This window comes from Kosmotoga arenicorallina S304 (assembly GCF_001636545.1).
GTDB classification, from domain to species: Bacteria; Thermotogota; Thermotogae; order Petrotogales; family Kosmotogaceae; genus Kosmotoga_B; species Kosmotoga_B arenicorallina.
On sequence record NZ_JFHK01000029.1, the window covers coordinates 1 to 14,140 of the forward strand.

General features: G+C 38.2%; 11 protein-coding genes. 3 read left to right on the plus strand and 8 right to left on the minus strand.

Annotated elements, in window-relative coordinates:
* Both AT15_RS09630 and AT15_RS09635 read right to left on the minus strand, forming a co-directional pair.
* Positions 1 to 1,962: RelA/SpoT family protein (locus AT15_RS09630; protein WP_068349054.1), on the minus strand; the 1,962-nt coding region annotated here is incomplete at its 3' end.
* A gap of 64 nt (positions 1,963 to 2,026) precedes the next feature.
* Complete coding sequence (locus tag AT15_RS09635; protein WP_068349058.1) at positions 2,027 to 2,764, minus strand: sulfite exporter TauE/SafE family protein; 738 nt, start codon at positions 2,762 to 2,764, stop codon at positions 2,027 to 2,029.
* A gap of 239 nt (positions 2,765 to 3,003) precedes the next feature.
* Between AT15_RS09635 and AT15_RS09640 the strand changes: the two genes are divergently transcribed.
* The 3 genes from AT15_RS09640 to AT15_RS09650 all read left to right on the plus strand — a co-directional run bounded on the left by AT15_RS09640 (position 3,004) and on the right by AT15_RS09650 (position 6,502).
* Entirely contained in the window at positions 3,004 to 3,918 is a 915-nt protein-coding gene (locus AT15_RS09640) for a hypothetical protein (protein WP_068349059.1), read from the plus strand.
* Positions 3,919 to 4,182: 264 nt separating this feature from the next.
* On the plus strand, positions 4,183 to 5,100 hold the full coding sequence (gene xerA, locus AT15_RS09645) for a site-specific tyrosine recombinase/integron integrase (RefSeq protein ID WP_068349062.1): 918 nt from the start codon (positions 4,183 to 4,185) through the stop codon (positions 5,098 to 5,100).
* Between the two features lie 472 nt (positions 5,101 to 5,572).
* Positions 5,573 to 6,502, plus strand: a complete 930-nt coding sequence (locus tag AT15_RS09650) for an alpha/beta hydrolase (protein ID WP_068349065.1) — start codon at positions 5,573 to 5,575, stop codon at positions 6,500 to 6,502.
* A 147-nt stretch (positions 6,503 to 6,649) separates the two neighbouring features.
* Here AT15_RS09650 and AT15_RS09655 read toward each other — a convergent pair whose 3' ends face one another.
* From AT15_RS09655 to AT15_RS09680, 6 genes are all read right to left on the minus strand, one after another.
* Positions 6,650 to 7,558 (minus strand): NADP-dependent phosphogluconate dehydrogenase, encoded by a 909-nt coding sequence (locus AT15_RS09655; RefSeq protein WP_068349068.1) that lies wholly within the window; start codon positions 7,556 to 7,558, stop codon positions 6,650 to 6,652.
* A gap of 21 nt (positions 7,559 to 7,579) precedes the next feature.
* Positions 7,580 to 8,668: an ABC transporter ATP-binding protein gene (locus tag AT15_RS09660; protein WP_068349071.1), complete on the minus strand. Its 1,089-nt coding sequence runs from the start codon at positions 8,666 to 8,668 to the stop codon at positions 7,580 to 7,582.
* Positions 8,661 to 10,316, minus strand: a complete 1,656-nt coding sequence (locus AT15_RS09665) for an ABC transporter permease (RefSeq protein ID WP_068349075.1) — start codon at positions 10,314 to 10,316, stop codon at positions 8,661 to 8,663. Before AT15_RS09665 ends, AT15_RS09660 begins: the two co-directional genes overlap by 8 nt.
* 84 nt (positions 10,317 to 10,400) lie before the next feature.
* Positions 10,401 to 11,438 (minus strand): extracellular solute-binding protein, encoded by a 1,038-nt coding sequence (locus AT15_RS09670; protein ID WP_068349078.1) that lies wholly within the window; start codon positions 11,436 to 11,438, stop codon positions 10,401 to 10,403.
* 36 nt (positions 11,439 to 11,474) lie between these two features.
* Positions 11,475 to 12,317: a MurR/RpiR family transcriptional regulator gene (locus tag AT15_RS09675; protein ID WP_068349081.1), complete on the minus strand. Its 843-nt coding sequence runs from the start codon at positions 12,315 to 12,317 to the stop codon at positions 11,475 to 11,477.
* Between the two features lie 653 nt (positions 12,318 to 12,970).
* Complete coding sequence (locus AT15_RS09680; protein ID WP_068349084.1) at positions 12,971 to 14,059, minus strand: transposase; 1,089 nt, start codon at positions 14,057 to 14,059, stop codon at positions 12,971 to 12,973.
* Positions 14,060 to 14,140 lie beyond the last annotated feature (81 nt).

Consider the following 14,140-nt stretch of genomic DNA (forward strand, 5'->3'; position numbering starts at 1 on the left):
CTGATTTTCGAGACACCCTATGTACATATCATTAAGGTTAAGGCTCCATTCAGCGTTCAATTGTTTTTCAAGAGGAACGTCTCTGACATTTCTGCATCTGGTGTTATGTATTGAAATACCCCTTTTACTGATAATTCCCACAATATCATCTCCGGGAACGGGATTGCAACATTTCGCAAAATATACATCTATACCCGTTTGACCACCAATCAAAACTTCTTTCCCTTTGCCAGGCTTGATTTTGATCTTTGATATCTCCGGGAGCTCTTCTGTTTCCTCTGTAGGCTCGATTGCCTTCAAGAGTTCTGATGTAGTAATGCTTCCTTCGCCTAACTTGAAAAAGAAATCCCTTTCGTTGTTTATATTGAACTTTTTCAGCACCCGTTCCATTTTGTCACTTTCCAGAACCTCGTCTATGCTTTTACCCAATCTCTTACATAGTTTCTTACATATTTCGCGACCGCGTTCCATGAACTCTGTGCTGGTTTTGTTCTTGAAGAACCTTCTTATTTTGGCGCGGGTGCTGCTTGATTTTGCGTATTTTAACCAATCAAGGCTCGGTCCCTCGCTCGCCTTGTTTACTATAATTTCGACTCTATCACCCGCTTTGAGTTCATAATCAATCGGAACAATTCTGTCATTTACCTTCGCACCGGCAAAATGATGCCCTATTTCAGTATGAATAGCATATGCAAAGTCGATCGATGTTGCGCCCTTGGGTAAATGTATGAAATCCCCTTTTGGCGTGAATACATAAATCTCATCACCGCCGCTCAGCATTTTGGAAAGGGCACTTAAATCTTCAAAACTGCTGATAAGCGCTTCGTCTTTTCTGAGCTTTTCAAACCAGGGGCTTCTTTTCATGGAACTGATGCCCTCTTTGTATAACCAATGAGCTGCGCCCCCGTATTCTGCCTCCCTGTGCATGCTTTCAGATCTTATCTGTATCTCAAGGGGCTCACCTTTATGAGTAACCAGTGTTGTGTGTAAAGATCTATATCCATTGGATTTTGGTGTGGCGATATAATCCTTGATCCTTCCAGGAACCGGTTTCCATAACGAGTGCACAATCCCAAGGATTTTATAGCAATCAACATCGCTTTCAGTAATTATCCTTAGCGCTATAAGATCGTATATCTCGTCGAAAGCCTTGTTTTTATTGGTCATTTTATTCCAGATGCTGTAAAGATGCTTTATTCTGCCTTCTATCCGGAAGTTTATGCGATATTTTCGCAATTCTGCAGTTACAATTCTTTTGTATTCGTCCATTATAGATTGTCTTTCCTGAAGCTTGCGGTTTAGTTTTAATTTAAGCTCTCTATATTGCTCTGGATATAGAGTTTTGAAGGAGATATCCTCAAGTTCCCATTTTATCTTGTGAATGCCAATTCTGTGAGCTATAGGGGCATAAATTTTCAACGTCTCATTGGCCTTTTCTTTGCGCTTGTTCTCATCTTTTAAGTGCTGGATGGTACGCATGTTGTGAAGCCTATCAGCGAGTTTCACAATGATAACCCTCGGGTCATCAGACATTGCAAAAAGCATCTTTCTAACGGTTTCTACCTTCATTTTGAATTTAGCTTCTTTTTTGTCCAGTTTCTGTGTCAGATTGAGGTTGCTGATCTTGGTAACACCGTTCACGATGTTTGCTACTTCATGCCCAAATTTCTCATTGACTTCGTCAACAGAAACATCACAATCTTCAACGATATCATGAAGCAATCCCGCAATAATGGTATTAAGGTCTGCCCTGAGTTCGGCTAATATCTTCGAAACTTCTACCGGGTGCATTATAAATGGCTCTCCAGAATCTCTGAATTGCGAGCGATGATGGGTATAGGCATATTCATATGCCTCGATTATTTTGTCCCTTTCGCGCCTCCTTATTCTGAATCCAAGGATCTTCTCAATTTCCTTGACAAGATCCATGCCTTCCGAGCCATCCAAAATTTTTTCGCTCAAATTTTCACCCCGGTTCTTTTAACAATTTTAGCACGGACTGAGGGTTCGAACATTCACCTTTTAATCAAAAAAAGAATGTTTTAATTGCATTGGCTACCACTACAATCACCAGAATCAATTTAATGAACTTCAATCCCTTTTTCAATGCAAGCCTAACAGCAATGTAAGCACCAGTCATATTTCCCAGTGCTAAAAGAAGGCCTATCGGTATATTCACCATTCCTTTAGACAGAAATACTATAAGTGAGGTTGTGGTATATATTAAGACTATCCCTACTTTTATCGCATTAGTTCTTAACAGATCCGTACCCAAAAAGAAAGTTATTGCGGCTATAAGGAGAAAACCGATTCCTGCCTGGATAAACCCACCATAAATGCCAAGCAAAAAGAAACCAGCTCCTTTTAGATAAGGATTATTTACTATTTTTTTGTTTTTGCCAAGCTTTGGTTTCTTGATGACAAAATAAACCATCACCAGCAAAATAACGCTTATAACCCGTCCCAATACTTCTTTGTTTAAGTCTACAGCTACAAAAGAACCGACAATTGCACCCGCAGCCGCAAATATGCCAAGTGGAAGGGCGGTTTTGAAACTTCTAACACCGCGCCTTTCAAAAGAACTAACTGCAACTGCATTTTGCAGGAAAATCGCTACACGGTTTGTTGCATTTGCGATATCTGGTGAAAGCCCGAGTAACATGAGAAGCGGTAATGTAATCATAGAGCCACCACCTGCAAGTGTATTCACAACTCCAGCAAGAGCACCCCCAATATAAACCGTTACCAAAAGGAGTGGGTCCATTTTTTTCACCTCCGTACAGTTTTTTTAGAGTTTAACATGTTTGATGGGAACCGATTCTAATAGTATAATGCTTTCATTCTATTTTATACTATATAATGTAATATAAAATAGTATTTATAGCTATATATGATTTTACTAGCATAATAAATTATATGATGATTAATCATATTATATTTGTATAAAATAATTTCGCCATGGTATAATTAGCATACACACATTCAACATTTGGAGGTGCGGATATGTCAGGAGGAATAGGTGTTATAGAGATATTAAATCTCCTGGGAACACTTGAAGATGAAGGCGCTGATTCTTCCAGAAAGCGCTTTATAGAAAACTATATTAGTAAAATGGACAGTATAGATAATATAGTCACTGATGTATCCAAAGTTATAAAGGCCCATCAGAATGCTAATAACAGGTCTTTATACTCAAGAGCTTATGGAGACCTTGTTAACAGACTGGCGGAACTTTCCGGAATGAAAGTAGATTATATCAAATACAGTAATCGTGATAAAATTAGTGGAATCTGGCATGCCGGGGAAAATTTTGAACTCAAGGTCGCTGCTATAATACCTACTGATCATGAAGAAGCTAAATGGATTTCCAGAAGCGCGTTGCTGATACTGCCTGAGACTATTGACCTGGGAAGGCCCTTTGTAACCATCGAAAAGCTTTCCGAATTTTTCAAGCTGGTTTCTCATATCAACTTGCCGATATCGACTCTTGCACAGGTTTTAAGAGTTGATGACAACTACGATTTGCGTTTGATCCCCGTGATGGAACTTATCGTGCTCGCCTTCAAAAAACAGCTAAAATCAAATGCCGGTGCTATTTCAATGAGCATAGAATGGAACGAAAGTGAAATTGAACAATTGTTGAAAAAACTCAAACCACCTACATTGCATTTCATAAGAATACTTTTGACTGGCGAAAAGACTGCATATGAAATATATGAAGAACTGAATCGCATTCTTGAAAACAGTGCCTATGAAAGAGTAAAAAGCCCCATGGCGGTCGGTGCAATTATGGGAGCTCTTTCAAAACACTATCAGGGACTTAAAGAACCTCTTGTTGAACGCAAAGGAAAGTACTATATCATAAAGGAAAAATACAAGGATATGATAACAACCGTTATAAGTGGCATCCAGAGCTAATTACAATGCCATCCGCTGTTATTTCGCCGTTAAAGGCATTTTTATCAATTTGATGTATAATTTTTGTCGTGAAAATCAAAAAAAGTGCCTTAAAATCGATTCTGAGAGGTCATGGTTTACAATTGTTATTGTAAGCCAATTACAGAAAGCATTGCTAATTGTAGTGTTATGGTATAATAAAAAGTGGAGACATAATGTATATTACGTCTCCACTTTTACTTATTTTTCTTCTCGTTTAATACATCATATCACAGGAGGAGCAAAATGGACTTTGAAGATGCAGTAGAAAGATTTACGGAATATCTTGAATTCGTCAGAAACCTCTCTCAAAATACTGTAAGCTCTTACACCAGAGACCTTAATCACTACAGTAAATATTTACAGGAACACTCACTCGACTATCGCATGGTAAAAAGACGAGATATAGAAAAATTCATGAAAGAACTCTCACAAGGATACTATTCTGCATCGAGATTATCCCCATCAACAGTGGCACGCCACCTTTCTACGCTCAAAACCTTCTATATGTTCCTCTATGTGAGCGGAACAGTGAACAAAATACCCACAGACCTCGTAAAAGCACCAAAGACTCGCCGTCGTATCCCTGAATACATAAGCTATGAAGAAGTTCAGCAGATACTTGGCGCCTTTCCCAATACGCATCTTGGAAGCCGCAATAGAGCAATTGTAGCATTAATGTATTACTGCGGCCTGCGCGTTAGCGAAGTCTGCTCTCTTACGTTGAGGGATATTTCTCTGGAAAGTGATCCTCTGGTCCGCGTGAAAAGCGGTAAAGGAGACAAAGACAGAATTGTCCCTTTAACCCCCGATGCGATTAGAATGATTACAGATTATCTGAAGCATAGAGATAAATTTCCTGAAGTTAACAGGCATTCCAGACTCTTCATGGGGATTCGTGGCGAACCTCTAACCAGAAAATCCGTGAACAAGATGCTTCAAAACCATGTGAAGAAGATATTCCCGGATAAACACTTCCACCCCCACATCTTCCGCCACAGTTGCGCAACACATCTTCTTCAGCGCGGTGCAAGCATAAAAATAGTCCAGGAAATTCTGGGCCATGCCAATATCTCAACAACGAGCATATATTTGCATATAACCGATAAAGAAAAGCGCGAAGCAGTCAAACTGCTATCTAATGGGAATAACAACGACTCTTAGAACTTTTGGCGTAGTATATACTATTATATCATTGTTAGTTGCTGTTATACATGTTTATTCATAATTATGCTAATCTTCACATGCTTTGTATTATTTAGTAATTCTTTATACAGTGCATTCAGATAATGATTGTATATACTACTCATTACTTGTTTATTCTATAAAAAATTAGGAATTTGACACCAATCACGTTCAAAATGTATAGCCGTTTCCATTACTTCTCACGTTACTCTTAAGTTGGCTTTTCAAACAACCTACAACCCACAACAAACCGAATGTCGTTCTCGACCTCTCGATTACCCGATTCTCGTGATTTTCGTTGCAAGCGTCGCATCACCAATTGTCGTGACTCGAATCTCGGATCTCGATTTAAAAAGGTTACACCCTTCACAAATACTCAAAGTTCTCACATAGGTTACAATTGTATATGAAACAACGCCAAAACGATAAAATACAGTGAGGAGAGGATAAAATGAAATCTTTTCATGCTTACCGAAATGATTTTTTTGAACTGTATTCAGAGGGAAAAATTGCCCGAGCTCTTAACTTAGCAGATGAAATTGAAGTCGCCTATCCAGACATGGCGTACAAAACGAAATTCTGGAAGGCACGGCTTTATTCTGTAATTAACGAAAAAGCGCTGGCGATAAAGGCTCTTCAGGAAATGAACAATATGGGATATTGGCTATCTCCCTCAGTGCTTCAGCGCAGCAGTGATCTTGAAAACATAAAGGAGGAGCCAGAATTCCATGAAATACTAAACTCTTTTAAGGAAAGCCAAGTTGAAGCCATGAAACATTCAGCACCTTTAAAGCTGGAATTTGTTCCCTCCGGTAGTTCCCAAAATAAACTCCCTTTGATAGTTACCCTTCACTGGAGATTGGGAAATGCCGAGGAATTTTCTGCTTTCTGGAAAGGAGCTGCCCAAAGCGGAAAGGCAAGGGTGCTTTCCCTCCAATCCTCGCAACAAGCTGGTACAGCCTTATACTGCTGGGATAACGTCGAAATCTCAAAAAAAGAGGTTAGTGAGCAGGTCGAAGAATATCTAGGTATACACTCCTCTAAGATCAGTCAGCTCATTCTAAGCGGTGCATCTCAGGGAGCTCGTCTGGCATTTGAACTTGCTTTTGAAGGTGAGTTAACCCCTGAAAAGCTCGTACTCGTTGCACCTGCATTTAGAGATATGGATTATGCCAGAGAGTTGATTGAAAAAAGAAAAGGCAATTTCAAGATATATATAATTATTGGTGAAAAAGATCGTCTCTTCTTTAAAAACGCTAATTCAATAAAGGAAATGCTTGCAGAAAATAATATTCCCTGCGAAATGAAAGTTTACCCAAATATGGGGCATACTTTCCCGGACGATTTCGATAAAGTTTTGCTGGATATATTGGACGAATGATAAACCACATTACTTCCATAACTTTTTCAAGGCCATTCACACCACTCGACAAATACTCACAATTTTCACACAGACCATGAGAAAAATCTGCACATAAACGTATTGGGATTTTTCATTCATATAAAAATACCGGGGAAAACCCCGGTATTATTCTTTTGTTTTTCTTTTAACTTCATGACCACCAAACTTGTTTCTTTGTAATGCTAAAAGTTTTAAAAAAAGCGGTTCCTCTTTTTGAGACAAAAACCTAATCAACAAAGACTGTATAATTCCAAAAGCGGGTATTTTGTATTCAATAGCTGTTTCGGCAGCCCAGCGACCTTCACCGGAATCAGGAACACAAGGGAGGGTATCTTCAAGATCTTTCTTATTTGATTCTGACTCAAGTAGCATTTCCAGCAAGAAAGAACTTACTATGCTTCCGTGGTTCCAAGCTTCATATATTTCCAAAGTATTGAGGTCTTCAAATGGGCCTTCATGTAGAAGCTGTGCTCCTTCTGCAAGAGCTTCCATCATTGCATATTCGATTGCGTTATGAACCATTTTCACATAGTGGCCCCTTCCGTATCCTCCTGTGTATACAAATCCCTTTTCACAGGTTAGAGCTAAAAAAACAGGTTTAAGATAATCCACGGCACTTTTATCACCGCCCGCCATAATGCAGTACCCATTTTTCAGCCCATGGATTCCTCCACTAACTCCCGCATCAACAAATCTCACGCCTTTTTTTGCAAATTTCTCTCCCCATTCTATGCTTTCTTTATAGTGAGAGTTTCCACAATCCACAACGATATCCTCTGGATCCATTTTTTCGAAAAGCTCATTTAAGACTTCATTAGTAGCTTTACCTGAAGGTACTACCGAAAGGACAATCTTTGGTTTTCCTATTGAATACAGAACTTCTTCAATGCTTCTTTTCGTATCTATTTGCGAAGCTTTTGCTCTTTCACACGCTTTAGAATCGCTATCATAAGCTACAACTTCAATTCCGTGTTTCTTTAATCTTAGAGACATATTGAATCCCATTTTTCCAAGACCAATAATTCCGATTCTCATCTACAACTCCTCCTATTAATTTTACTCAAGACCCCTTATATCTTTCCCGAAATTTATATCAGATGGTGATATGGAGTAGGGTATTGTTTCATTAAATTTCACAGTTATAGAATTCTCATCGAGCATATAAGAATTATAATCAAGGGTCAAGTTTTCGTTGAGCTCAATTTCGCCTCTGATTTCAGAACCTATATATTCGACGTATTTTATCCTTCCCTTTCCCGTATTTGCCATATTATCAGATTTGCCAAGGTGGATGCGCTGTGGCCTTATTGAAACCCATACTTTATCACCGGGCTTTACAGCTTCTCCATTTTTTGAAGCTTTGAATTCTATTCCGTTAACGTATAAAAAGACTTTGCTGTCTTTAACTGACTTAACTTCTCCATAAACAACGTTTGAACGGCCTATGAAGCTTGCAACAAAGTCATTTTGGGGGTTCAGGTAAATTTCTTGTGGGGTTCCGGATTGCATTAATTCACCTTTGCGCATTACAAAAATTTTGTCTGAAATAGACATCGCTTCTTCTTGGTCATGAGTCACAAAGACAGCTGTTATACCAAGCTGTTGTTGAATTTTCCTTATTTCCTTCCTTATTTTCAGTCTCAATGCAGCATCAAGGTTTGATAATGGTTCATCAAGAAGCAGGACATCTGGGTTGATAATCAAAGCTCTTGCTAATGCAACTCTCTGCTGTTGACCACCAGACAATTGAGATGGTAGTCTCTTCTCATAGCCTGTCAGCCCCACTATTTTTATGTATTCAGCAACTTTTTTCTCAATCTCATCTTTCTTCATCTTTTTTATTTTCAGACCATACGCAATATTATCTTTCACAGTCATCGTAGGAAAAACCGCGTAGTCCTGAAAAACTATGCCTATATTTCTTCGTTGGGGAGGAACATCGTTGATCAATCTGCCCCTTATATATATGTCGCCAACGGTCTGCTTTTCAAAGCCGGCAATCATTCTAAGTAAAGTTGTTTTTCCACAACCAGATGGCCCTAAAAGCGACACTAATTGGCCTTTTTCGATAGAGATGCTAAGATCTTTAACTGCAACTGTCTGATCAAACTTTTTAGTTAGATTTTTAATAACTATATCACTCATACCTCAATGCATCCTTTCTTGCCAGATTATTTGATATCGCAGTGCCTATACCAACTATCACCATCAGAAGAACTGCCATTGCTGAAGCCCTTGCGGTAAACCCTTCATCGACATAGTAAGCAATGTACAAAGACATATTCTGCCAACCAGGCGGATAAATTATCAATGCCGAAGATAACTCGGTAACCACTTTTACAATACCTATTACTATCGCTGAAAAAACAGCTGGCCTTATTTGCGGGAACACTACACTTGTGAATGCTTTGAACTTACTTGCTCCAAGACTAAAAGCAGCCTCTTCTTGCTTATCATCCACCTTGGCAAAACCAGCTTCTATTGTCTTCAAAACAAAAGGAAGTCTTCTGACGCTTAAAGCTATTATGAGAAGTAATACCGAGGATGAAAGATCCATGCCAAATATACTTGCTTTAGAATAAGTCTGGATAAGACTAATACCTATAACAACACCTGGTAAAACGAAGGGAAGGAGCGTGAAATAGTTGAACCATCTAAGGCGCTTTTCACTATTGAACATATTTCCAAACACAATTCCAAGCAAAACAATTATCGGTGTAACCGAAAATATTAGAATCATGGTATTTCTGATCGGCAACCAATCCGAAAGAACCTGTCTGTAATTATTCAGTGTAAATTTTGCTGGAAGCCAATTATAGGCCCAGAAAGTCCCAAATGAATTTATCACGATAGCCACATAAGGAAGGAGGAAAACAATGGTTATCAAAGCCACTATAAAAGTCCCCCATCTTTTTACCGATGGTATATCATATTCCATAATTCCGACCCTAAACTTGTTCTTTACATTTGTAAGCTTCATGAGCTTATTCACAAAAAATAGCAATGCAAAAGCTATCATTAGGACCCAAGCGCTAAATATTAGAGGTATTCTATCATCACCAAGATATGATATGAAGTTTGAATATATTTCTATTGAAAGCACTTTATAACTTCCGCCAATTATCAGCGGCCCACCTATGTCACCCATGGAAGTCAGGAAAACCATCAACCCACCTAACAATATATGTGGATATATATTTGGCAAAACTATCGAGTATTGGGTTTTAAAGGTTCCGGTTCCCATGGATTGAGCAGCTTCTTCAATATGTTTTGGAACAGTTCTTAAACCGGAAATTATTATCAACAATGCATAAGGTATTGTGTGGAGTGTCTGGGTAATCACAAGTCCGCCTAATCCATATATAGAAGGCAGTTGAATACCTATCTTTCTCAAAGCCATTGTTATCACACCACTTCGGCCAAGGAGAATAATAGTTGCGAAACTTGATATAAATGCCGGTGTGATAAGCGGTATCGTGAGCAAGCCAACCCAGAGATTTGCAAACTTAACTTTAAATTTCACAATCAAAAATGCAAGTGGGGTAGCAATAATTATTGTGGTGAGGGTTGTTAATATAGCTAGTTTTAGGGTATTCCAGGTTATTTTAATCATATACGGGAAAAAATCTCTGGGTAAAGGTCTAGTACTGTTAAACAGAGTGCTTACAGACTCTGTAAGAAGTTTGAAAACAGGTATTACTAGAAAAAATGTCAGGAAAGCTATGCCAATTATGTAGAACAAGGTCATCCAGGGAAAAGTAAATCTATCTCGATTAATAATCCGTGTTTTCAAGTTAATCAACTCCGAATTGAATTTTGTCGAATGAGTAAAAATATCCCCATGCTCCTTCATAAGAGCATGGGGCAGAAGATTATATTATTTAGATCTAATATATTCTCCAAATTTTTCTTGCATAATTGGTCTTACTTCATTTGCAAAGTCAGAATCTGGAAGTATTAGATTTTCAACAGTGCTGGCTACAGCCTCAAGAGAGAAAGGTTCACTAGGATCTATAACACCCTTTTTGACTGGTGTATAAAGGTATTTAGAACCTTCCTTCTGCATCTGGTCACTGAGTATGAAATCAATAAACTTCTTTGCTAACTCTGGATGCTTTGCCCCTTTAACTATACCCATTGCGTTGTCAGCAATCATACTTCCATCACTTGGGTAAACAAAATCAACCGGATAACCCTGCATCTTATATACAAATACAGGTCTGCTCAAACAAAGAGCTATTGCAAATTCTCCCTTTGCAGTTAACGAATAAATTTTTGAACTTGAATTCGAATAGTAAGGAATGTTCTTATCAATCTCATCCCACAATTTCCAGCCTTCTTCCTGGCCATATGCTTGCATAACAGTCATTACAACCGTTACCGCAGTTGATGACTTAAGAGGGTTCGGAGCAATTATTTGACCCTTGTAAATAGGATTTGTTAGGTCTTTAAAGGATTTAGGTACTGGAAGTCCCAGGGCATCCAAAACCTGTTTGTTTATCATAAATCCTGAGAACATCATTGACCATACATGGTAATATCCTTCAGGATCACTTAATCTCAGTTGATTTTCTCCAACAGATATCACAGGTTCGAAATTTGCAACATTTGGAAAATAAGGTTCAAGGAGCCCTTTAGATTTAGCGTACTCATAATTCAGAGAAGCACCTGAATGAACTACATCAGCCTGTGGATTGTCCTTTTCAGCTTCAAGCTTTTTCAGCATTGCTTCAGTCCCACCAGGGTTGATTACATGTACTATAACACCTGGATTTGCCTTTTCAAATTCACGTTTCATTGCTTCAGCATATTCTGCGAAAATTGTGCTGTAAACAACCAGCTCTTCAGCAAGAATTGAGACACTCATTAACACTAAAACTAGAACAATAAGAACAGAAACTTTGTTCCTGAGCAAAACCGCCACCTCCCAATTTGGAATAAATTAGATATACTACTTCTTGAGCTTAGAAACCGCTAATTTGCTTCTATTAAGAGCCTTTGTTGAATAATCAACATTTTTCACAGCAAGGCACGTGTATATACTGTCCAAAATCGTTAGCTGGGCAATTCTTGAGGTCATCGCATCAGTTCTGAACCTCATTTCTCGTGTAAAAGTGCTGAGACAGACGGTAACTTTACGTGCAATTGTAGAATGGGGATTTCCGGTGATACCCACAACTTTTATCCCATTTTCGAGGGCCTGATCAACAAGTTCTATTAATTCTTTGGTTTCACCACTATGTGAAATCACTACAAATAAATCATCTGGACCACATTGTGCAAGTTGCATAGCATTAATATGGCTATCGTTAGAAAAGATAGATTTTTTACCTATTCGGACAAACTTATGGTATGCATCCAAAGCTACAGCGGCAGACGCTCCATATCCAAAGAAAATAACAAAAGACGCTTTGCTGAAAAGCTCAACAGCCTTTTCAAGAGCTTTGATATCGAGTTTTTTCAAAGAATCAAGAACAGCTCTTGCAGAAGCTTTAAAGGTTTTTTCAACAATCGAATTCACATCATCATCAAGGCTAACATCCTCATACAACAGCTGCACCGGGTCATTTGCTATATTCTGGGCAAGAAGAACTTTAAACTGTTGAAAACTTTCAAGGTCTATTTTCCGATAAAATTTGACCACAGAAGCTTCGCTTTTTGCACCTACTTCATTACATAAATCACTTATCGAAAGCTCAAGAACCTTTTGCGGTTTTTTCATCACGTAGTCTGCTATTTTTTTCTCGGTTTTCGTGAAAGAATCATATACATCTATAATTTTGTCAAAAATCATATAATCACCTTCAATAAAATTATTTTATTTTCACTTCATATATTCAATAAATAAAAAAATTTTATTTTATAATATCATATTTCCTGAATAATAAAAAAACTCTCATTTGCAATTAGAACTGAATAAAATCATATATGTCCAAATAAGAAGTATTTTCTTCAAATTGGGAAATTTCATATAGTCAATGGCTTAACATACTTATCAGGAAGGAAATGCTGGCAGAGAAAAACATTCCCTGCGAAATGAAAGTTTACCCAAATATGGGGCATACTTTCCCGGACGATTTCGATAAAGTTTTGTTGGATATATTGGACGAATGATAAACCAAATTACTTCCATAACTTTTTCAAGGCCATTCACACCACTCGACAAATATTCACAGTTTTCACATTGGTCACAGGAGGGACAGATGGAAGCTATAAAAACTGTCTTGTAGAAGTAGACATCGATAAACCTAAATAAAGAAAAATTCCTAATTGTATACACCATACATATCATAAACGTTAAGGATGGTGTATAAAAATGAGAATGAAAACAATTGATAAAATAACAAAAATCTGAAAAGCTTCTCGAAACAAATTTTGCTATATAGATCTGGAATATTGACTTCACTAGAAAACAGTATATATTCAATACCCAAACTATGCACTTAGCTAAATAAACCCAGAGAGAAAACAAAAGAACGATTCGGGATCACAAAAAAATAAAGCAAATAGGGAAAATAAAGCTTTTTCCAGATGATGTTGTTCTATCTGCCGTTCAATGAATTCTCTGAATCCCATCCGGTCTTTGACATTCAAATAGTATCTCGCTATCATCATGGCTGTGAAGTAGAGAGCTACAAGCTCCGTGTGCTTTTCAGTGGAACGCTGTGAGTAAACCTGTGTTTTCAGCCCCAATAGACCTTTTGCCTGCTTGAAGTATTCCTCCACAGTCTCTCTTTTGCTGTAATGATTGAGTATCTCATACTCTGTCATGTTCGTGTCGCTGCAAAGAATGATTCTCGTTTCGTCAGCGCTATTGTCAATGACTATCTTTACCTTTGCTTGGTAGCTCGGAACTCTCGCAGTAAATGATGTGATGCCCTTTGTTTTCTTCTTGAGCTTTGAAAGCAAGAAGCTTTTTCCGTCAATCACAACCTTGAGATTGGTTCTCAGCCTGCCGATTATAGTCGAAGCAGAATTGACAACCTTTGCAAATATCCTGCTGCACATAATGGCTCCATCCACAAGGACAATGTTGTTTTCAAGCTTCGGGTACTCAAGAATGGAGATGAGCTGACCTGTGAAATCGCCCTTTGTTCTTTCTCTTGTAACCAGGGGAAAAAACAGTCCGTTCTTTACATATAGTACAGATGAGATAAGCGAGATACTGTTTATTACCTTCTCTGCTGTGGAAGAGTAATACTTGCCAAGGTTTTCTATCTTTGAGCCATATCTCTCAACAACGGTCTCATCCAATATGATGTACTTGGGTTCAAGACCATTGTTAGAAAGAAAGCTCTGGATGAAATTCAACCTGCTGCCTGTAAGCTCTTCAGTGGTAACCCTGGTATTTGAAAGCATTCGTGAGAAAGATGACTGAGAATGCCCCATTTTCCTACCGATTGAACTGAGGCTTTTGAAATGAGATATGGCAAGGCCCCTGGTGTAATCAAGCAGCAGTGTTTTGTGTTCAGACCTGGGAAAAGAAATCTCTTCACACACAGAGTTTAGAAGTTGTGGTATATTAGTTGTGGGCATGGGAAACCTCCATATGTTGTGTTTGGCTTCACAACTAATTTACTAGGTTCCCATGCCTTTTTCAATGACCTATATTTCCCT